This is a genomic window from Enterobacter sp. RHBSTW-01064, assembly GCF_014103035.1.
GTDB lineage: Bacteria > Pseudomonadota > Gammaproteobacteria > Enterobacterales > Enterobacteriaceae > Enterobacter > Enterobacter mori.
On sequence record NZ_JABXOU010000013.1, the window covers coordinates 1 to 19,999 of the forward strand.

A 19,999-nucleotide genomic window follows, 5' to 3' on the forward strand; every position below is an offset into this window, starting at 1 on the left:
TTATGTTAAATCATGTTGATTGTTAACTTACTTCATGAACTTAGATGGCTCGCATAAAATCATAGGGTTAAGCCCCCTCTTAATCTTTAGTTTGCTGGCGTTATGTTTAAGAGCTATTTTCTTCATATCCACGAACCTCTCTGAGGATGTCTCAGATGTATGTACTTGACCAGTTGAGCGTTGCTCCTAACCGGCGACTTTGGACATTGGTTGACACCACTACTAACTTACCGCTTCTGTTTCCACTTCTCTTTCTCATTGATCGCTTAGCTTCACGTTCCGAATCCACGCAGTCATCTACGCTACAAGCTCTAAAGTTTTTTTATGAGTACTGGTATCAAAAACATGATGTCACTTTCTGCTTGAGCTTCCAATTGTCTGGATACAATCCTTCGATTGCGGTTAGTGAGCTTGAAGCATTTCTTCATTATCTTGAATCAGGAAAGCTTATGTTGCCTACACTCGGATATGCAGTAATTAGCAAGCACAATACTAATATAAATCATGTACATGCAGTCTGCCGTTTTATAAACTATCTGATCAATACTTACGTTTCTCCTCGTTATATGGATGGCACCCCAAAAGAGCTTTCTCGTTATGCTTTACAATTATCCAAGCGTTTGTCGACCTATCGTTCTGATTTTCGACCCAGCAAGCAAAAGCATTCACACAAACATTTTAATAGCCTTACAGCAGACATGGTCAGGAGATTTTATGAGATTATTAGACCAGAATCGTCTTTCAAGCCAAATCCTCTTAATCCCTTCCCTGCTGGAGAAGTTCAATTCAGAAATTATTTAATCTGTCGTCTTCTTTTGAATTATGGTTTGCGAGTAAGTGAATTGCTCCTGTTAGAAAAACACTCAATTAAACCTAACATCCAAGGCGGACAATTCAGTATCATAGTGACCTCTGTAGATGATGATGTCAGAGATCCAAGAAAACGATTGCCGTCATTAAAAAACTCATGGGCGCATCGAGTTTTAGCGTTAGACATAAATGATTACAACCACTTGAAAATATACATTGATAAAATAAGTAAAAATACCTCTCATAACTTCATATTCACATCAACAAAAAGTAACTTGCCTCCTCTATCATATCACTCTATATATGATATTTTCTCAAAAATTGATTGTGTATTTAAAAAAGAGTACCCGCAATTTAGTGATGAAAAAAGTATTGATTCTGTAGTTAGCATAACCCCACACGTAACTCGCCATACATGGGCTTATTTGATCTTAAAGAGAATTTATGCTGCTAAATATCAGTCTGTTATGAGAAATTGCAAGCTTGCCGGAGTTGATTTCGCTATTGCAGGTCTGATGAGTGAAGCTAAAGATGAGCTTCGTCTTTTAGGTGGATGGAGTCATAATAGCCGCATGCCAGAATTCTATGCCCGGCGTTTTCTTTCTGAGCGAGCTAATTTTTCCAATGTCAGACGTATTGCCGTTGACTCCTCAGAGGATGAATTTTTTTCATTGATACATCAAGCGTTTAGGGAGGTTATCAAATGAATAAAATCCCAGCAATAGAAAGCGAAGATAAGCATGTCTTTTTTTCACGTGAACAAGTGATACAAATAAAAAGTCTCTACATCCCTTCAAAAATCCACTTAAGGTCAGCTGATGTTTTTGATGACAAGAATATATTTGCAGAGACTAATGATTGGGTGTTCCATTACTCAGGTAGCCAGTCACACATTAATTTCAAAACGGATGATTACACGACTAAACTAATTAAGTATATATTATACCGTTATGCATCATCAAAATCTCCTGGGACTATTTATCGTGTGCATCGCGCATGGCTAGACGCAATTGAATATGCTTCGAAGCAAGGAGTGTTTAACTTTAAATTGTTAAGTTCTTTCCTTGAAAAGGAAAACTTATTGCCGACTTATTTTTTTTGTATTGTTTTTGGTCTGAAAATTCTTTGTGTAGATGAATTTCCGGGTTTTACTTTAGATGACTACGAAGACCTTGAATTGATCCCTCGCCCTAATTCAAATGATTGGAATGTATATCAAAACATAGATAATATTCTTGACCCATTTGAAAAGAACATGATCAGCAAAGGTCTTTTTGAAATGGCTGCCGCTATCTCACGAGGCAGAAAATACAATCTGGTGGACCTTCGCAATGCCACTGTTCTGGGGCTAAGTTATGTCACAGGTAGTCGTCCGGTTCAGTTAGCTAAATTGGCTGCTGGTGACTTTCGAATCGATACTTGCAATACGACAACAGGGTTGGTTCGTTATAGCGTTCTTTTACCTTATGCTAAACAAAGACACGTCACTACTGATCGGTTGATTCTGGCGCTCCCGCCAGAAATCGGTGCACTGGTTAAGCATTATATAGATGAAGCCAGATTATTACCTACCGATAAAATGTTTAATATGGGGGGATCAGCACCTAAATTTGTTTCTCAGTCGATTAGCCAAACGATTCTATCCTTTAGCCCACAAGATTACCAGTTTGCCGTATCGTGCGGTGAAGCCGCCCTACCTTCAATAACATCAACTGATTTGCGCCACAACGTTGGTCACTCACTTGCAATGCAGGGCGCTAGTGCAGAGGAAATTGCTCACATTCTCGGCCATTCATCTCTGGTTGTAGCAAAGCACTACATCCGTGCGACCCCAGCCTTGGCATTGATCCGCGCTAAAGCACTCGGTTCTAACCCTGTGTGGCAAAACATGGTGGCTATGATGCTTACTGGGAAACTAGTTCCTTCAAAAGAATGGGAAGGTCGACGAGTGGTTGGTATGGTTGGTGATCGATTACACTATGAGATCGGTGGCTGTGCGAGAACCGATGATGAATGCCCCTTCTGTGAAGTTCGTTGCTGCTATGGTTGCTTATATTACCGCCCTTTCCTTGATGGCCATCACCAGGGCGTATTGAATAGCGTCTCTAAAGAAGTCGATGAGCTGATAGCAGTATCAGATAGTGTTGGTAATGCTCTCAATCCACTAATTTCTATCCACGAGACGACGCAAATAGAAATCAAGTCAGTGATTGCCCGTTGTCATTTGCATAACGTCAGAGGTTGTGGGAAATGAAAAAAAATATAGCGAACTTTGAGACTTTTATCATAGAACAGAAAGCTTGGTTCGAAGAGAATCTGGCAGCAGATTTTGCAGAATCATGGGATAGCTTTGTCTGGATATGTGGGATCAAAGGCTCCGGCTGGTTACGTGGCAATGGGGCTAATTTATTACGTTTTGATGAGGTTAACCGGCTCAAAGGGATCGATGATCGCCATACAGTATCCGAGCCTTATCAGTTGTTCATGAAAGCGATGCTCGTACTCGTCTATCGAGGGAGAAATCGCAGTATTTCCTCTGCGGTTGCTGTCGCAACGCTGATTATTTTGAAACGATGGTACTGCGCTCTCATTAAGTTAACTGGGCAAACACATCCCATCTATCTGACTACAGATGTCGTACGTAGCGCAATGGATACTCTGAGTGCAGCTTCCCGGCCAGGTGATACCAACCTAGCCAACTACAAGGGGCGTTGTGTTAAGATTCAGAAATTAGTAAACCATCACGCCTTCACATTAGTAACATTGCAATATGTTTCCGATGATTGTTATACCAATCAGACTAATTTGACCCGGAAAGCCCGGGAAACAATCTCACTAAAAGAAAAAGACAAGCTGGATGATACTTCCACTGATGGTGAAGATACACTGATTACCATTAAAGGTTTCCTCAATATCGTGTCGTTAATCCAGCGAATTGAAAGCAGTACTGAAAAGATAGCCCTCAATTGTCTTCTGTTACTGATCGTCACTGGATTCCGTTCTGTTGAGGCATTCAATCTCAGACAGGATGCCTTGGTCAAACGACATATAGATAACTCTGATCTCAGCAAACGTCTGCGGAATAAAGGATTGCCAGATTATTTTCTTGGCATACGCTATGTTGGTGTTAAGGGGGCTGGCGAACGAACGCATTGGGTCGAGCCTTTAGCTGTACCTCTGGTCGAAAATATATTTAAGTCGGTGAAGTTACTAACAACTGAGTTTCGCAAACATATCGAATATTTACGATCAAAAAAATTTTCTGATTATTTACCAAAGCCAATCAGTGATATTACCAGTGAACTCGTTGAGCTTGATGATATTGTAAAACACATGGTCCAGTCCTCATCAGAGCTTCGGGGGCGTGCAGGCTTACGTGATAAAGCTTCGAAAGCATTAGAGAAACGTGGCTTTATACCGGCAAAAGTCATCCTTAAATCAGGTAATGAAAAAGAAAAATATTTTACAAAGTCTGATCTTAGTCATTTTCTTAAAAGTGAATTCGGTGATAGCAGTGCAAATACTCCCTGTACTCATGCATGGGCAGAAAATGGCAAAAGATATGAGATTAAATATGAAGAGCTATTGTTCCTTTTCCCCAAAGGATCACTGACTCTCAAGAGAGTGTTGCAACTAAAAGCCACGCCACTACCACTAAATAATAACGGCCTAAACAAATTTCTAGGTAACGTTGCTGGCTATGTATCTGTTTTCAGCAAATACAGGTTGCTTGAAGATGACGGCCGCCCTACTCAGCTCCGAACGCATATCCCTCGACACAACATTAATACTTTTCTCGCAATTGCAGAGATCTCAGACCACTTACAAGCGATGTTGATGGGGCGTGTTGATATTACTCAAAATCAGCATTATCAGCACCTGGCTCTCAAGGAACGGCGAAAAGCAGCTTCTCTAACCCCTTTAGTTCCAACCGTACCGGAGCAGTCAGCATTTACTGCTGTTGACGTTGATTCACCTCTCGATATGGTAAAGCAAAGCGGTTTAATGACGTTTAATAGTACCCAAACTCTGGAAACCAACATAAAGGCAAACCTGCATACCTTTGATGATCGTAACGATGTTGCTGGTTTCATTGAAGCGTCGTCAGGGGATGGATTATTCGAAGACATAGCCGCTGCTTTCGAGGAAATCAGTAAAAATGAAGGGCCATTACAAGCGTCTGAGATGGTACAAAGGCATGCGGTATTGCATCCATTAAAACTGGGCTCCTGCATGAGAGACGTTAACTTGTGGGGATGCCCTTATCGAATGAAGTGCCAAGCATTGAAACCCTGTGAGCATTTCACGTTGACAGGTCGTATTGATGAATACTCAACTATTGCAGTAAAAGGTCGGGCATTAAACGAGGCTTCGCTCGCTTTTGAACAGTATATCGCGGCCCTTCCAGACAACCAGTTAATACAAGGCAATATCGAAGAAAATCTAACTCACCTGGATGCCTTAAGCGAGCAATTACGCAGGCGCTCAAACTTGTTACAAGTTCTCTCTGCTCAAGAGATTCTGTCTGGAGAGATAAAAGTGGAAGGTGAAATTCGTACTTTAGCTCAATTATTTGCCCTCGAGCACCATAAAAACAAAGAGGAAGAAAACTAATGCGTGGTAAAGAATTGGATACTCAGATAGAGCATGAACTCCAGTTGATGTTGATTGAAGGGTTTGATAAATCGCCTATTTCAGCTAAAAACTTACATGCCAGACTTAAATCAAAAGGAATCATTAATGGTGGCTTAAGTACATTAAGTAACATTGAACGAAGGCGTCTTATTGCAGCCTATGTCGATCAACAACTATCGCCTCTGAATCTTCGTCCCAAAGAAAAACAGCAGTATGTGAACCGTAAGACTCGGCAGGCCTTGCTTGGTCGTAATCAGCAGTTACAGGAAGAGAATAAAGAGCTTCGCGAACAACTAGCTCAGAATACCTTGTCATTGATTGAAATTGTCAAAGCGGTAAAAGTCAATACGGTTATACCGGTAGAAAGCCTTCTTGCTCCGCATTTGATCATGGAATTACACAAAAGGAAAAAAGATCAATGATAGATATAGCGGTATATTCGCACTACGAACTCATGAATAAACACCTTGCTCTATTCGAAAGATGAGCATTGCAACTTTCAACGCCCACTCATTAGAGCCCATTTTCTCAGAGGGCGTCTACTACTGTAATGCCCTGCTTGGTTTATTGCACTGCACTTTTGTTACCTTCAAAGTTTAGCAGGCGTTTGTACAACATCATTTTTTGTCAGCAGTGTTGTCACCTGAAGACGTTTTGAGTGCTTCGATAAGTTTACTTCGCTCTTCCTCTGTCATTCGGGATATGAGTAATGCAAGTTCTGCTGTCGTCTGATCATCACAAAAAAAGTAGTTCAACGGCACGTTTAACTCTGCCGCCATCCGTCGAAGCGTATCAATGTCGGGGACATGGCGCCCTTTCTCATAGTGATTCATACGACTACTAGCCGATGCGGGATCAAAGCCAATAAGTAGCCCCAGAGAGCGCTGTGATAGTCCCGCCCTGCATCTCGCTTCTTTAAGTCGTTCTGGTATCGGGTTTTTTTCTGACACTGAATCATCTTCATCGGCCTCGGATGCTTAGATTGTCTAAGTATCTGTCATTGTTGTATACTTAGCAATCCTAAGTTAACAGCCTTTTTTTAGTGATATGAATAGTAGAGTAACCAACCCTGAGTCGTACATATTTTCTGCAATCATCTATATTGGCAAAGATAACTTCACCAGTAACGAAGTAGCGAAAATTCTTATCGAGCGATTTTCACTTCCGAAAAATTATTTAAAAGCAAAAGCTTTTGCTTATAACCAAATTCAAGGTCTGGTTAGAAAGGGATTGTTAAATAAAGTAAGAAAACTAGGTGCGTATCAATATTTATACTCAGCTACATCTGAATTCAATGTCGTAAAGGAAAATGTAGAGTTAATTGAGGCACCCAAAAAAAGCCCCTGTCAATTTATTTCAAGTGCTACCAGTCATGAACATAGCAATGTAAACATTCAAATAAGAACTCTTATTGAAAAATACAGCAGCGAGTTGGAAAAAGTATCAGGAGCAAAGGAGATTTATGAAGAATTGATAATTGCCGTGCCGAGCAGGGAAAATGAATTCAGGAAACTTTCTCTCGAACAAGAGAAAAAGCAAATTAAGATAAATGAAAAAATAAACACATTGATTGGGATTTTTAATAAAACCATTGCAATAAAGCAATGACTTTTAAAAAATATTTAAAGTTAAATAAGTTCATGAAAGAGAGAGGGCGAAGCAGAGTCCGCCCTCTCCCTTCATACCCTGATCAGCCTCATTACAATGAGGTTAACAGCGTACACCACTATATGCTAGTCCTTAATAAATATAATCCCAGCCAGAGCGAAATGCAACCTTTAAAATTCAAGCAGTACTAGTTAAACAACGAGTTCATCCTTACACCTTTTAAACTGTAAAGTAATAAAACACCTTACAGGCTGTTTTTTACGAGGATTGAATTTATTATGAAGAAATCGATATGGCCACGTACTTATGGATACTATTTTTCCCGTTAGACTTCTAAGCCAGTTACGTCCACTTTTAATTGGTTTTCGTAAATCAAAAGGATTAACTCAAAGAGAATTATCTGCCATGTTGGGTGTAACTCAGCAGACTTATGCTCGCCTTGAAGCAAATCCTTCAAAAGCAAGTTTTGAGCGTCTATACAAAGTGTTAAATATTTTAGGGGTGGAGATTTCGCTCAGTTCTGCACCTCTTTCAACTTATACAAAGCCTACGAATTTTGTAGAAAAGGAGTTTGATTCACCGGCAAGGCGTGAGGAATGGTGATAGGAGCAAGCCTATTTGATAGGTCTGGACATCAGGCACCGCCTCTAAGCATTTGATCTGTTTCCCCATTGATCAACTCAGACTGTTTAGCCACGCCCGATTCTGGCTCGGTGCGGATAAATTGACCAGTTTAAATGTCCGCTGTGAGCGATAAGCGGACATTCATTTTTGGAGCTTCAGTGTAAGCCCTCTTATCAGTTCACGGATTCTGCCTGTTCTACAAACAAACTTCGATTGATGAATTGAATTAATAGAAGCTTTTAGTCTGTCTCATCACATATTGTTTTTTGTCGACAAAACTTAGGGTTGATTTGCACCTCAACCATAAGGACGAAGTATGTCAGATAAAAAACGTATAGCCATTACCGGTGCTTCAGGGAAAATTGGCAGGGTGACAGTAGAATGGCTTGAGAAAGCCGGTTATGACCTGTTTCTCATCGATAAAAAAGAGCCCGTAACCGATGCCCATCCAGCGATGATCGCGGATTTAGAGGATTTTGGTGCAACGCTCGACGCACTTTCCTCCGTCGGGGAAGACGTTTATTCACGACCTGAACCTGCAGCCTTTGATGCCGTGGTTCACCTTGCCAGTATTCCTCACCCCCGAATGATCCCTGATTCTGACGAGTTCAGAAATAATATGCTGGTTACCTTCAACGTATTTGAGGCATCCAGGCGGCTGGGAATAAAAAATATCATCTGGTCATCGAGCGAAGTCCCTACCGGCGTGCCTTACGACCAGTGGGATGCCCCCTATGTTCCGGTGGATGAGCACTACCCGGCCCGGGGGATCAGCATTTATGCGCTGACTAAAGTGCTGGGTGAAGAGATGGCCCGTCAGTTCTGCCTTAATAACGCTGACATGCGCATTACCTGTCTGCGGCTTTCTAATGTTATGGCGCCGGAAGAGTACGCGCAGTTTGAAAGCTGGCAGAACGATCCTGCCGTAAGGCAATGGAATATGTGGACTTATGTTGACGTCCGGGATGTAGCCCAGGCGATTGAGAAAGCTGTCGAATATGATGTCAGGGGTAAAGATGAGTTCTTTATTACCAGCGATGTGACCTGCATGCGAACCCCCACACAGGAACTTCTGGACCGCTACTATCCAGGCGTTGAACAGCGTAAAAATTTTGTAGGTAATGAGTCAGCACTCAGCAGCGAAAAGGCAATGCGCGTCCTGGGATATCGCCCAGCGCACCGCTGGACCGATAGCGTGTGAAGCTCACGCGCCCTCCTTTGCTACCGGCCTGCACATGGCCGGTTAACCCCTTTAACCGGAGAATCATATGAGTGAGAAAAAACTGGCTCTTATTACTGGCTCGAGCAACGGTATCGGCCTTGCACTTGCTGAAGAATTTGCAGCTAACGGATACGATCTTGTCATCGTCGCCAGGGATGAAAAAAAACTTTCAGCCACGGGTGAAAACCTGCAAAAACGTTTTTCAGTTAACGTACACGCGTTCAGTGCTGACCTGAGTGAGTATGACCAGATAACAGACCTGCAGGCCAGAATGGATGATGCCGGTTTAGCCCCTAATGCACTGATCATCAACGCCGGCCAGGGACTCGGCGGCGCGTTTATCGACGGTACCGATCTTGAAAAAGAGCTTAGATTAATCCGGCTCAACGTTGATGCTGTGGTACATCTTTCTAAAATATTTATCCCGCGGCTCGTTGAGCAGGATAACGGGCACGTTCTTATCACATCGTCGCTTTCCGGCTCGGCGCCAATACCTTTCGAAGCGGTTTACGGGGCGTCAAAGGCTTTCGTAAACTCCTTTTTTTACGCCATACGTAACGAGCTGATGGGGAGCGGTTTATCAATGACGCTTCTGATGCCTGGGGCAACGGAGACCAATTTCTTCAAAAATGCAGGACAGGCCAGCACGACCGTAGGTTCGATGAAAAAGGACGATCCGAAAGAAGTGGCAAAACGTGCCTGGTATGCCCTGATGACAGGACATGAATTTGTCTATGGCAGTGAATATGCCGAATATGAGGGCGAGGTGATGAACAGAATGATGAGTGAGTCACATAAGGCTCAGCGTCACCGAATCATTTCTGAACCCGACTCTGCCACAAAAAAGTAAATCCGCACGGCGCCGGGCATCAGCCCGGCGCCTCTTTCATCAGCATAAATACAATGCCAAAAGCATGGTTGCTGACGACCTCATTTCATCTTTTAGGCAACCAGCCCCGGAGCGGGCTACCGATGACACATCAGTTTTTCATCCAGCGTTCAAAAGCCGTCTTCCAGTCAGGATGCCAGCGCGACAGGGCCGGGCGGTTGTCCAGCATATCCTGGGCGGCCCAGAGGATACGCTTAGCATCCATCTCGCTGGTCACAGCGTTATCAGGGCAGATGATATAGAAGTCACCCCGCTCAAAGCGCGGGAGGAAATAGTCAATAACCTGCGCAGCCATCCACGCTTCATCTGGCTTGTTACCGCTGCGCTCGTTCATGCCAGGATCGTTCATATCGGTCCAGGTATAGCCTGGCACCAGAAGATGAGCGGTGAGCCTGATGCCGGTTTCCTTCACAAGCTGATGAGACAGCTGCTCCGTCAGCACCTTTACGGCTGCCTTTGAGGCGTTATAGGCTGCGAACCCTGGTGGGGTCGTAATACCCTCCTTCGAGCCCAGGTTAACGATCGCACCGTTCTCATCCATTTTTAACATTTCCGGCAGAAAAATATGCTGTGTGGCAACCATGGACAGCAGGTTTACCTCCATCTGCTGTCGCCAGAGAGTTGGGGAATCACAGGCTCCGGCAGCTATTTTCACGCCGGCATTGTTAAACAGCAGATTTACTTTCCCCCAGGCGCTGTAAACGGTGTCCTTGAGCTGTTGGAGATCTTCATCACGGGTAATGTCGCCAGTGACCAGCAGCGTTTCAACCTCCAGTTCGCCGGCCAGCTGCTCGAGCGCCTGTCTGTTCCGGTCAAAAAGACAAAGCTTCATGCCCTTTCGTGCCAGCTCCCTTGCCGCCGCAGCGCCAATACCTCTCGCCGCGCCGGTTATTACGGCAACGTTACCTGTACTGATGACTTTATCGTTCATGATTTCTCCCGTCAGTAATGCGTACCGATAAGAACATAAGAAGAAGTGCTAACAGGGAAAAAGCAGCCCCAACCCACCCCGTAGAGAGCCAGCTTCCTCTCGAAGCGATAACGAAACCGCCTGCAGCTGCGCCAAGCGCATTGGAAATATTAAACGCGCTGTGTGTCAGGGATGACGCCAGAGTCTGTGCCTCACCGGCAATGTTCATCATATGGGCCTGAAGCGCTGGCACGAGCGAAAATCCGCACCCGAGCATAAACAGCACGATGAGAACCGGGGTCTGCAGTGTGCCCGTAAGGGAAAACAGGCCCAGAAAGACGATGTTCCAGGCGATGATGCCAAATATGGATGGGATCAGCGCAATGTCCGCCAGCCTGCCACCGATAATGTTGCCAGCAACCATGCCCGCCCCCCAGAGAACCAGGATCCATGGCACGGCTGAGGTTGAAAACCCGGCAGCTTTCGTCAGCGCCGGGGTGATAAAGCTGTATACGGCAAACATGCCCGCAAAGCTGACTGAAGCGACGGCAAACGTCATTAGGATCTGTGGGCTCTTCAGCGCGCCAAGTTCCTTGAGCGGTGAAGCGGACCTGTCGGCCGCCACGGATGGGACAAAAAGCATAACCATTATGGACGTCAGCACCAGGCCCGCTGCCACCATCCAGAAAGAGATTCTCCAGCCCAGCGTCTGGCCCGCCCATGTGACAAGCGGAACGCCGGCAACGTTCGCTACGGCCAGTCCCAGCATAACGTAACCGATATACCGGGCTTTGTGCTGTGGCGAGACCATTGAAGCCGCCACGAGCGCGGAAACGCCGTACCAGGCGCCATGAGGCATACCAGCAATAAAGCGTGCTGCGAACATGGAATTATAGCCCATGGCCAGAGCGCTCAGGGCATAGCCTGCAAGTGTAATAATTAACAATATCAGCAGAAGGTTTTTACGGGCCCGGCGCGCGCCAAGCACCGCGATCGCAGGGGCACCGACCACCACGCCTGCAGCATAGGCGCTGATATAGCCTCCCGCGGCAGGGATTGAAACGCCGGTTCCCCGCGCAAGATCCGGCAGGAGGCTCATGGGCGCAAACTCGCCCGTTCCGATGCATAATCCGCCCGCGCCCAGCGCAAGCATGGCCGGAAAAAGACCCACAGGTGGATGAATACGTTCATCCTGCCGTGAAAGCGTTTGTTCAGACATTGACTATGACTCCTGATCCCGTTCACTGCCGGGTGCAAAAAAGAAGAACCGCTACCAGTCGGGTAAGGGCTCTCAGCTATGTGCAACTTATGAGTCACAACGTTCAGGAAAGAACGGCAACAGGCAGTGGTATATTGAACTGAAATAAACTATAAACGTCTCCTTTCGGTTATTGATGAATCAGATAGTCAGTAACGATGAGTATTATTCAACAATTCTGTTGCTGGTTTCGCCATGCAGGGTGATAAGCGTTATTTCGGCAGGTTTTCCAAGCCGGAAGGGAAAACCGTTCCAGATGCCGGAACCGTTGCTGACGTAAAGCTTCAGGGGCCCTGCTTCATACAGCCCGGACACAAAACCGTTATTAGCCGATGCGACCAGCCTGTCGAGACCGGCAATCATACCGCCGTGAGTATGTCCGGAAAGCTGAAGGCTAACTCCGCTTTCTGCGGCCTCGTCAGCATTTTCAGGCCTGTGGTCAAGAAGGATGACGGTTTCACCCGGGCGGGAAAACTTCAGGGCCAGGGACAGATCAGGACCCGGCAGGCCGTATGATGGCGCAACGACATCCGTCACGCCCGACAGATACAGCGAGTCGCTGCCACGGCTTATACGGTAACCGGCATTATTAAGAAAATGCATGCCCAGTTTTTCAAAGGTCTGGATCCAGTTTTCAGCGCCGAAGTAATATTCATGATTGCCCGTTACGGCAAAAACGCCGTCCTCAGCCCGCAGCTGTCCAAGCGGCTCAATGTCGGAGAAACGCGCTTCTGGCCAGCCATCAATCATATCCCCGGTAACCACAATCATATTCGCATCGAGCTCACGGGTGCGGGTAACAACATCCTGTATCCAGCTTCGCGGCAGCAGTCTGCTGGCGTGCAAATCCGTCAGTTGAACTATCCGGTAACCATCAAAACGGGGGGACAGGCTCCTGAGCGTGACGTCTATCTTTTTCACTTCAGGAACCGCTGTACCATTTTTCAGGGCCAGCGCTGTGAGCATGGCCGCCAGAACAGGCAGGATAAACCAGAAAGCTGTATGCCATTTCATCCGGCGTCCTGATAACAGTCGGTGCAATATCCAGAACAGGTCACGCAGTACTAACAGGACTGCCATAAAGACGGTCATACCGAAAAACCCGGTAGTAAGCAGCAGCAACGGTTTTGGTATCTCAGGAGAAAACATATTCCCCGTAAATAATTTCGTGATCAGATGAAACTCGCAGGCCACAATCATTGCGCCTGCGACGGCTATTTTTACCGAAACCGGGGCGGGAAGCGGCCTGATAAAACGAAACAGCACGTAAAGCGCTGGAATGAGGGTCCAGATATGAAACACGCGGAAATCTCCCGGGAATTAAAAACTGTTAGTTTGCCGTGGCAGCGGGTTGCAACGTTTTGTTGAATGAATCTAAACTTACCATCCTTCAGGAACGATTTAATGCAATGTCATTTGACATTGCATTGAATTTTAATCAACGGTTTAACGCCATGTCCTCCAGACTGTCTACCACGCTCACCCGAAGCGATCTTGCTGAGCTCAACGCATTTCTTATCACTGAGAAAAGGCGCAGTTTTACTAAGGCCGCCATAGAACTGGGGATCACCACCTCTGCGCTGAGCCATACCATACGCAATCTCGAGACGCGCCTGGGTGTCAGGTTGTTGAACAGAACAAGCCGTACGGTCTCTCCGACCGAAGCGGGCGCAAGCCTTGCTCTGCGTCTTGAAACAGGCTTTAAAGAAATAGGCGACGCGCTTGAGGAAATTAACCGCATGCGCGATCGGCCCGTTGGAAAGCTCAGGCTTAATGTGCTGAGTGACGGAGCACGCCTCATCATGGCGCGACATCTTCCACGCTTTATCAGCAAATATCCTGAAGTGGAACTCGAAATCAGCGTTGATGACAGAATGGTCGATATCGTCCAGGAAGGATTTGATGCCGGGATCCGCTTTGGCGGAACCGTTCCTGAAGATCTCGTTGCAGTCCGCCTGGGGGGAGAACTCAGATGGGTAGCGGTGGCATCGCCACGCTATCTTTATCAACATACTCCCCCTGCCGTGCCTGAGGATCTGCGCCTGCATAACTGCATTCAACTGCGCACCGGGCAAGGCGTCATCTACAAATGGGAATTCCGTAAAGGAGAAGACTATCGCGTAGTTGACGTCAGGGGGCAGCTCTGTGTGAGCGAAACGGCGCTGGCAATTGAGCTGGCGCTGTCCGGCGTCGGTATTGCTTACTGCCTCGAAGACCGGGTGAGTGATTATATTCGTGACGGCAGGCTCAGGATTGTCCTTCCTGAATGGGCTCCTCTGGAAGAGCCGATGTATCTGTACTATCCAGGTCACAGACAAGTTCCCCAGGGATTAAAGGAACTTATCGAAACTCTGAGAGAAGAAATAGAACTAACACATGCAGTTTCAGCCTGAATCAGGCTCAGGGATTCGCAAATCACCTGAGCCTGAATTTCATAACCTGTTACGGATGTTTTTGAAGCATTTCCTTAAGGTTATGACGTGAGGTCGTTATGATAGTCTAGGGATCTTTTGGCGCGTCATGCTCAACAATATACCACTCAACCCCACTGCTTCTCCCCGCACTTTATCAATGCAGCAACAGCTTCTCTTGTCCCTTTGGTTATCTCAAATTGCACAGGGCTACCGGTTTTCTGTTGCAGCACCGTTGCTCTGCTTGAAACCGAGCTACCATATGCAACATCAGATACTTTGAGGTTCACCAGATCGCAGCCTCGTAGCTTACTGTCTAAGGCCATATTGAACAGAGCTAAATCACGCGTTTTACCTTCCAGTTCAAGCCGGATTCGGATCCCCCAGATATGAGATATCTGAAGTGGTCTTTTTTGGCCTATGATACGGTCTTTATTCCACGGTGACGTGTTCATACTCAAATCTCCTGCAATGTGGGAGATTTGAGTATGGTTGTCTCTTATGAGCGAAGAGCAGATGTTTGCATTTTCGCTCATACATCGATAAATGAAATATGGCTTACGGATTACATAAAAAGAGCCCGGTGTAATCGAACAATATAATCTGCAGTCGGATTGGATTGCTTATCGCCCATTCGCTCCTGAATTGCCTGAACAGCAATATCCCGACGCGCAGGCAGCCGTGTTTTTTCCGTTGCGGCGATCGCTGACTTCATTTCATCAAATGTGAGGTCAGTACAGTAGCAAGGTGCACCCGGTTGTTGACGCCATGACTCCTCAACTGTACCTGCATCGAAGGCGTCAAACCCCGTATCACTGACAAGACGCATAATCAATTTTTTGTGCTCTACGATATTCCCTGCCACCGGAATTGAAATACGTCCTGCTGTACCCTCTGCTTTACCTTTTGTAGCGAGAGAATCTGAACCTATTGCATTCCAGGCCTTCACCAGTGGACGGTTCAGGAGATGCGCTACCCACGCGCTTTCGACCTGACCATCTGAGAACCCATCGATGATTCCGTCGCGATGTGGGTAATAGTTCGACGTGTCAGCAACGATAACATGACTGGGTAATGTCCGGATCAGAGGCGCGATATCCGCAACCTTTGCCATAGGTATGGACAGGATGACAACCTGTGCATCCTGTACTGCACTGGCTGCATCGGCTGCTTCAGCGCCCGTTTCAAGCACGTCGGGGGCTATCGTTTCAGGCCCACGTGAATTTGCAACCTTAACGGAGTGACCGGCAGAGGCGAGACTGCGAGCAAGCGTTTTACCGATATGGCCGGTTCCCAGAACAGCAATCCGGTACTTTTCATAATTAATCATAACATCCCCTTTTTGGCTCAGGCCGTTACTGCACGGTTACGTTTAACGATGGCATCATGAGTGAGTTGTTCGCCTGCAGACATAAACTCCTTGATCAACGCATCTCTGTTTAGTGGAGCGCGAGTTTTATCCGCTGCCTTAAGGGCTGCTTCAAGCTCTCCGGTTTTTAGCTCAGTACAGTAGGCTGGCGTGCCGGGCTGTTGCCGCCATGATTCGCTAAGCGTACCGGCATCAACTGCATCGAAACCGGTCTGACTGACCAGTTCTAGTGCAACAGATTTTGCTACCGTACTGTCGCCGGCAACCGGAATAGCGATACGTGAGGGTGAACCGGCAACCAGCCCTTTATCTTTAAGCGTCTCGGCCAGAACAGCGTTCCAGGCTTTGACAAGAGGGCGTTTGACTATTTCACTGGCATACACGCTTTCAGGTTTGCCTTCACGGATCTCTTCAATGTCCCCGTCGCGGAAGGGATAGTAGTTAGACGTATCAATGACGATCACGCTCTCCGGAACATCACGCAAGAGTTCAGCCAGTTCAGCATGCTTATCAAAGGGCGTAGAGAGGATGATGACATCCACATCTCGTACGGCTTCCTGACGCTCAACCGCCAGCGCCCCAGCTCTTCGCGCAATCTCTGCAATTGTTTCCGGTCCCCTTGAGTTAGCCAGTTTGACCTCATGGCCCTGCACAGAGAGCTTATGTGCCAGAGTCGCACCAATGTTTCCAGCGCCAATAATGCCTATTTTCATACCAGTACCTTTTGTCTGAGTGGAGGATGATCAGTTATCAGCGGGATGGGCAAAGTTATTGAGGGTATCTCGTAACTCCTCGAGCTTCGCATCCGATAACTGACAGGCTGATTTGATTTTTTCGGTTACGTGCCACAGCTCGCTTTGCAAAGCGAGCCCGTCATCCGTAAGAGTAATGAGGACTCGCCTTTCGTCAGCGCGATCCCGCATGCGAACTATGCGTCCGGCAGCCTCAAGCCGTTTGAGAAGGGGGGTAATGGTGCCGGTATCCATGCCGAGCTTATTCCCGATATCACCCACGGTGCGTGGGGTTCCGTTAAACAACTCCAGCATGACCAGATACTGGGGAAAGGTTAGCCCCAGCGGGTCCAGCAACGGCTTATGTAACCGGTTCATGCGGCTCGCCGCACCATAGAGGGCAAACGAAAGTTGTGTCCCTATTTCCTGTCGTGACTGCATGCTCATATGCCAATCCGTTATCTTGTAGATGATTATATAGTGCACTAGATAAAACCATATAACAAACTTTTAATCAGTTAAAGAGTGATGAATGAGTAATTCGTGCGGTATGACAATGACAACAAAGCAGGCTGAGAAGTCTCCAGACTGACGGGTACTATCGTTCCAGGCTATTCAAACAGGTCCGCTTCAGGCACAAAGCTGACATCCCAACCTGTATCAGATCATTAAAATTGCCATAAGTTAAGCTAGTAACTCTCTGGTATGACGTAGCGCTTGCGCATCAGGCTGGACAACCAAATTTGATGTTCGCTGAAAGCTGGTTGGTCCCAGGCGCAATGCCTATTGTCAGCTTGCAGGTGAAATAATAACAGAAGGCCTATCCAATGCGTGTTATAAGCGAGTATGAAAACCTCCACACTGGTGGTTGAGAGGCATGGCATGAAATTACGAATCACAAGAGCAATCGGCCTCAGCAAGTTCTCGCCACGTTGGGTTAAGGTTATCTGTTTACGATTAGCAAAAAATGATATTGAGCGCTCCCTCAATGCTCTTCTGGCCAACATTGATGAATCTGAGCTCTCTCCAGAGCAAGTCAAAGCGTTTAGGGAATGCGTTGACAGGATTAACCTGGCACGGGGTAAGGGGATGCAGGCGTGAGCACTTTTAATTAAGCGTTTTTCGATGTTGCTTTGGCAATGATGGCTTTTATCCAAAAAATTCGGCAGGTGAAAAGTAGTCTAAGCGTTTGATAAAAGTTAAGCCCAAACCGTATATGCGCGGCGTGTTTGCTGCGCAGGTATCGCTGACAGGCCGACAGCAGCGGAGCTCTCGAAAGCCACATATGAGCCAATGAAGAGTGATGGGAGCTCATAGGGATTAAACTGTCCACTATGAGCGAAAAACGGACCTTCAAATCCGAACCGGTTCAATTGATTAACCTTGGCTGTCAGTCAAGCCATCGTTAACATGAATCCGATCGAAAATTCCTTATCGCATTTTTACAAATACGCAGTGGCAAGAAAGATAGATTCTGGCTCATGACAAGTTGAGTTGTTCATTTGTATAAAGAAACTTCGCCTTCAGGACGCGTTTTGAACCTGCGATGCATCCACAGGTATTGCTCAGGAGCACGGAGAATTTCACGCTCGATGATCTTGTTCATATAAGCCGCTGCGGCGACCTTATCTTCCCCTGGATAACCTGCCAACGGATTGCTGATATACATGTGATAACCTTTTTTATCGCTACGTCGAACCATGCTAAGTGTGATCAAGTGTGCACCAGCGAGTTTTGACAGAGCATACGTTCCGTTCGTCGTGGCTGCTTTTTTTACCGAGAAAAAAGGTGCAAAAACGCTTCCCTTAGACCCATAATCCTGGTCTGGTGCAAACCAAACGGCTTCACCTGCTTTTAGCGCATGAACAAAACCTGATAAATTACGTCGATTAATCATAGCCTTATTTGAACGCATACGCCCTTTTGTCTGTACCCATTCCATTAATGGATCATTGTGTGGGCGATACGTTGCCATCATAGGATGGCATAACCCCATTACTCTTCCACACAACTCAAGCGACATAAAATGAATCCCGACAACCATTACTCCTTTTGTCGCGCCGGTCAGGTTTTCAAGCCCTTCGACATCAAACCATTTTTTGACTCTCGCATCGCTCCAGAACCAGGCCATTCCTGTTTCCATCAGTCCCAGCCCGAGAGAAACAAAGTTTTTATTGACCATCTGGCTCCGGGCAAACGGTGTCATCTCGGGAAAGCACAGTTCGATATTTCTAATCGCAATTCCTTCCCGGCGTTTCAGAAAGGGTCTGGATATTTTTCCAAGGCCAGAGCCCAGAGTATGTAAAACTGGGTAAGGAAGTTGAACGAGAAGCCACAGCAGACCCAAACCAGACCAGGTAAGCCAGTGGCGAGGATGAAGTAAATTATGAGTAAAAGTCTGTGCCATAAATTTCCTTAATGCTAATGAAGGTTATAACGCAAAAGGAAAACAATGAAGCAATTTGTCTTTAGCGGTACATTTTGTTTTAGACAATTTAAAGTCATCTAAATTCAGAAAAAAATAACTTTGCAATGACTGGTAAAGAATTTAAAGAGTCAGTAATGAATTATAAGCCAGCAAAGTTATTTTGTTATAAATCCATGTTTTATCATTGATACTCAAGAAATTGTCTTCTTGATTCATCATCATCAAGGTACTCAAAAGAAAGAAGCCGAATTTTGGTAAGTTTATAAAACCACTCACAATCGTTTCGTTGAATAATTTCGCCTGGTTTGAAACATATCCCGGATGCCACCCGAATAATCGCATATTTACCATTACTAAACCTGACCCGGTGAATACAGAAAGGTTGGCCAGCCTGCCCGTGACAGCTGTTCGACAGGATATGTCCTTCAATAAAAACAGATTTTTTAGATTTCATTATCATACCCTCGACAACTGCAGTACAGGAGGAACGTTGTCATTTTCCGACATCACTGACGTTACGTGGCAGAAGCCGTTCAGCCGCCGATACACCAGCATTCTGAAGGTCTGAACAACAGTCCGCAGGCAGGGCACTCAAGAACCGCATCTTTTCTTAGTTTACCTGCTTTCTGATCGGCTCTGTATGCGCATACCGGGCAGGCAACATGAACCGGTCTTTCTTTAAAATACCTGAGCCCATTTGTATAAGACATAAATAATTCTCTGAGAAATATAGTAATTATTATACGCTTTAATATAAAAATAACTGGCATAAGTTATGTTAAGTTGTGTCTGAATGAGGTTATCAGATATTGAAAATTGAACGTCTGATTTATGGTACACTACCCTTCCGTGAGAAATTTAAGATGAAATCAGAAGACACCCTTGACTGGTATCCGGCACAACTACCGCCTGTGAAAATTATTCTTGGCGAAGCCGTGCTGGCTGTGGGTAAACAGGGCCGACCGATTAATACCCGCACCTTGCTGGAATACCTTCAGGTCATGCAGGACAAACAAAAAAGGCGGGATGACAAAATCGCCATGCAGACTGCGATTGATGTTCTCAGGGATAATCAGCGCATTAACGGCAGACGTTAATGCACCT

General features: G+C 46.1%; 19 protein-coding genes and 2 pseudogenes. 11 read left to right on the forward strand and 10 right to left on the reverse strand.

All coding sequences use genetic code 11. The annotated features are described in order from the left end of the window. Window positions 1-155 precede the first annotated feature (155 nt). The 4 genes from HV355_RS23590 to HV355_RS23605 are packed head-to-tail and all read left to right on the forward strand — an operon-like array spanning window position 156 to window position 5,867. On the forward strand, window positions 156-1,517 hold the full coding sequence (locus HV355_RS23590; protein ID WP_182403812.1) for a site-specific integrase: 1,362 nt from the start codon (window positions 156-158) through the stop codon (window positions 1,515-1,517). After that, window positions 1,514-3,064, forward strand: a complete 1,551-nt coding sequence (locus HV355_RS23595) for a site-specific integrase (protein WP_182403814.1) — start codon at window positions 1,514-1,516, stop codon at window positions 3,062-3,064. The genes HV355_RS23590 and HV355_RS23595 overlap by 4 nt, the downstream gene beginning before the upstream one ends. After that, on the forward strand, window positions 3,061-5,424 hold the full coding sequence (locus tag HV355_RS23600; protein WP_042718071.1) for a hypothetical protein: 2,364 nt from the start codon (window positions 3,061-3,063) through the stop codon (window positions 5,422-5,424). The genes HV355_RS23595 and HV355_RS23600 overlap by 4 nt, the downstream gene beginning before the upstream one ends. Then, complete coding sequence (locus HV355_RS23605; protein ID WP_042718069.1) at window positions 5,424-5,867, forward strand: hypothetical protein; 444 nt, start codon at window positions 5,424-5,426, stop codon at window positions 5,865-5,867. Before HV355_RS23600 ends, HV355_RS23605 begins: the two co-directional genes overlap by 1 nt. A gap of 195 nt (window positions 5,868-6,062) precedes the next feature. Here HV355_RS23605 and HV355_RS23610 read toward each other — a convergent pair whose 3' ends face one another. Beyond that, entirely contained in the window at window positions 6,063-6,395 is a 333-nt protein-coding gene (locus tag HV355_RS23610; protein ID WP_042718067.1) for a helix-turn-helix transcriptional regulator, read from the reverse strand. Between the two features lie 97 nt (window positions 6,396-6,492). Between HV355_RS23610 and HV355_RS23615 the strand changes: the two genes are divergently transcribed. The 4 genes from HV355_RS23615 (at window position 6,493) to HV355_RS23630 (ending at window position 9,749) form a co-directional block, all read left to right on the forward strand. After that, window positions 6,493-7,053: a hypothetical protein gene (locus HV355_RS23615; RefSeq protein ID WP_042718066.1), complete on the forward strand. Its 561-nt coding sequence runs from the start codon at window positions 6,493-6,495 to the stop codon at window positions 7,051-7,053. Between the two features lie 306 nt (window positions 7,054-7,359). Continuing rightward, on the forward strand, window positions 7,360-7,656 hold the full coding sequence (locus tag HV355_RS23620) for a helix-turn-helix transcriptional regulator (RefSeq protein ID WP_047668715.1): 297 nt from the start codon (window positions 7,360-7,362) through the stop codon (window positions 7,654-7,656). A 337-nt stretch (window positions 7,657-7,993) separates the two neighbouring features. After that, the gene (locus tag HV355_RS23625) at window positions 7,994-8,878 is read left to right on the forward strand and encodes an NAD(P)-dependent oxidoreductase (protein WP_042718065.1); all 885 of its coding nucleotides are present in this window, start codon (window positions 7,994-7,996) and stop codon (window positions 8,876-8,878) included. A gap of 67 nt (window positions 8,879-8,945) precedes the next feature. Next, window positions 8,946-9,749, forward strand: coding sequence for an SDR family NAD(P)-dependent oxidoreductase (locus HV355_RS23630; protein WP_042718064.1), 804 nt, complete (start codon window positions 8,946-8,948; stop codon window positions 9,747-9,749). Between the two features lie 130 nt (window positions 9,750-9,879). Here HV355_RS23630 and HV355_RS23635 read toward each other — a convergent pair whose 3' ends face one another. From HV355_RS23635 to HV355_RS23645, 3 genes are all read right to left on the reverse strand, one after another. Then, window positions 9,880-10,719 (reverse strand): SDR family oxidoreductase, encoded by an 840-nt coding sequence (locus HV355_RS23635; protein WP_042718063.1) that lies wholly within the window; start codon window positions 10,717-10,719, stop codon window positions 9,880-9,882. Then, the gene (locus HV355_RS23640; RefSeq protein ID WP_049137808.1) at window positions 10,709-11,917 is read right to left on the reverse strand and encodes an MFS transporter; all 1,209 of its coding nucleotides are present in this window, start codon (window positions 11,915-11,917) and stop codon (window positions 10,709-10,711) included. The genes HV355_RS23635 and HV355_RS23640 overlap by 11 nt, the downstream gene beginning before the upstream one ends. A 204-nt stretch (window positions 11,918-12,121) precedes the next feature. Further along, entirely contained in the window at window positions 12,122-13,258 is a 1,137-nt protein-coding gene (locus HV355_RS23645; RefSeq protein ID WP_182403816.1) for a metallophosphoesterase, read from the reverse strand. Between the two features lie 107 nt (window positions 13,259-13,365). Here HV355_RS23645 and HV355_RS23650 point away from each other — a divergent pair, with 107 nt between their 5' ends. Further along, window positions 13,366-14,349 (forward strand): LysR family transcriptional regulator, encoded by a 984-nt coding sequence (locus tag HV355_RS23650; protein ID WP_127353584.1) that lies wholly within the window; start codon window positions 13,366-13,368, stop codon window positions 14,347-14,349. A gap of 170 nt (window positions 14,350-14,519) precedes the next feature. Here the strand turns inward: HV355_RS23650 and HV355_RS23655 are convergent. From HV355_RS23655 to HV355_RS23670, 4 genes and pseudogenes are all read right to left on the reverse strand, one after another. Then, window positions 14,520-14,822 (reverse strand): annotated as a pseudogene (locus tag HV355_RS23655) (integrase); the annotation flags it as partial. Window positions 14,823-14,932: 110 nt separating this feature from the next. Then, window positions 14,933-15,697, reverse strand: coding sequence for an NAD(P)-binding domain-containing protein (locus HV355_RS23660; protein WP_042718056.1), 765 nt, complete (start codon window positions 15,695-15,697; stop codon window positions 14,933-14,935). A gap of 17 nt (window positions 15,698-15,714) precedes the next feature. Continuing rightward, window positions 15,715-16,452: pseudogene (locus HV355_RS23665) on the reverse strand (NAD(P)-binding domain-containing protein); the annotation flags it as partial. A gap of 27 nt (window positions 16,453-16,479) precedes the next feature. Further along, window positions 16,480-16,914 carry a MarR family transcriptional regulator gene (locus HV355_RS23670; RefSeq protein ID WP_174592426.1) on the reverse strand — a complete coding sequence of 145 codons (435 nt, stop codon included), beginning with the start codon at window positions 16,912-16,914 and terminating at the stop codon, window positions 16,480-16,482. Window positions 16,915-17,349: 435 nt separating this feature from the next. On the opposite strand from HV355_RS23670, the gene HV355_RS23675 reads away from it, so the two are divergent. Then, a complete protein-coding gene (locus tag HV355_RS23675; protein WP_042718081.1) occupies window positions 17,350-17,568 on the forward strand; it encodes a hypothetical protein in 219 nt (72 codons plus the stop codon). 397 nt (window positions 17,569-17,965) lie between these two features. On the opposite strand, the gene lpxP is transcribed toward HV355_RS23675, so the two are convergent. Beyond that, window positions 17,966-18,874 (reverse strand): kdo(2)-lipid IV(A) palmitoleoyltransferase, encoded by a 909-nt coding sequence (gene lpxP, locus HV355_RS23680; protein WP_023329314.1) that lies wholly within the window; start codon window positions 18,872-18,874, stop codon window positions 17,966-17,968. 202 nt (window positions 18,875-19,076) lie between these two features. Beyond that, a complete protein-coding gene (locus HV355_RS23685) occupies window positions 19,077-19,349 on the reverse strand; it encodes a hypothetical protein (RefSeq protein WP_016239704.1) in 273 nt (90 codons plus the stop codon). Window positions 19,350-19,758: 409 nt separating this feature from the next. On the opposite strand from HV355_RS23685, the gene HV355_RS23690 reads away from it, so the two are divergent. Further along, window positions 19,759-19,992 carry a hypothetical protein gene (locus tag HV355_RS23690; protein ID WP_004132711.1) on the forward strand — a complete coding sequence of 78 codons (234 nt, stop codon included), beginning with the start codon at window positions 19,759-19,761 and terminating at the stop codon, window positions 19,990-19,992. Window positions 19,993-19,999 lie beyond the last annotated feature (7 nt).

Excerpts from the sequence above, each read along its gene's own strand:
- HV355_RS23690 (WP_004132711.1), top strand. The coding sequence starts at position 19,759 with ATGAAATCAGAAGACACCCTTGACTGGTATCCGGCACAACTACCGCCT.
- HV355_RS23595 (WP_182403814.1), top strand. The coding sequence starts at position 1,514 with ATGAATAAAATCCCAGCAATAGAAAGCGAAGATAAGCATGTCTTTTTT.
- HV355_RS23685 (WP_016239704.1), bottom strand. The coding sequence starts at position 19,349 with ATGAAATCTAAAAAATCTGTTTTTATTGAAGGACATATCCTGTCGAAC.
- HV355_RS23660 (WP_042718056.1), bottom strand. The coding sequence starts at position 15,697 with ATGATTAATTATGAAAAGTACCGGATTGCTGTTCTGGGAACCGGCCAT.
- HV355_RS23615 (WP_042718066.1), top strand. The coding sequence starts at position 6,493 with ATGAATAGTAGAGTAACCAACCCTGAGTCGTACATATTTTCTGCAATC.
- HV355_RS23605 (WP_042718069.1), top strand. The coding sequence starts at position 5,424 with ATGCGTGGTAAAGAATTGGATACTCAGATAGAGCATGAACTCCAGTTG.
- HV355_RS23650 (WP_127353584.1), top strand. The coding sequence starts at position 13,366 with ATGTCATTTGACATTGCATTGAATTTTAATCAACGGTTTAACGCCATG.
- lpxP (WP_023329314.1), bottom strand. The coding sequence starts at position 18,874 with ATGGCACAGACTTTTACTCATAATTTACTTCATCCTCGCCACTGGCTT.
- HV355_RS23675 (WP_042718081.1), top strand. The coding sequence starts at position 17,350 with ATGAAATTACGAATCACAAGAGCAATCGGCCTCAGCAAGTTCTCGCCA.
- HV355_RS23600 (WP_042718071.1), top strand. The coding sequence starts at position 3,061 with ATGAAAAAAAATATAGCGAACTTTGAGACTTTTATCATAGAACAGAAA.
- HV355_RS23635 (WP_042718063.1), bottom strand. The coding sequence starts at position 10,719 with ATGAACGATAAAGTCATCAGTACAGGTAACGTTGCCGTAATAACCGGC.
- HV355_RS23640 (WP_049137808.1), bottom strand. The coding sequence starts at position 11,917 with ATGTCTGAACAAACGCTTTCACGGCAGGATGAACGTATTCATCCACCT.
- HV355_RS23670 (WP_174592426.1), bottom strand. The coding sequence starts at position 16,914 with ATGAGCATGCAGTCACGACAGGAAATAGGGACACAACTTTCGTTTGCC.
- HV355_RS23590 (WP_182403812.1), top strand. The coding sequence starts at position 156 with ATGTATGTACTTGACCAGTTGAGCGTTGCTCCTAACCGGCGACTTTGG.
- HV355_RS23620 (WP_047668715.1), top strand. The coding sequence starts at position 7,360 with ATGGATACTATTTTTCCCGTTAGACTTCTAAGCCAGTTACGTCCACTT.
- HV355_RS23625 (WP_042718065.1), top strand. The coding sequence starts at position 7,994 with ATGTCAGATAAAAAACGTATAGCCATTACCGGTGCTTCAGGGAAAATT.
- HV355_RS23630 (WP_042718064.1), top strand. The coding sequence starts at position 8,946 with ATGAGTGAGAAAAAACTGGCTCTTATTACTGGCTCGAGCAACGGTATC.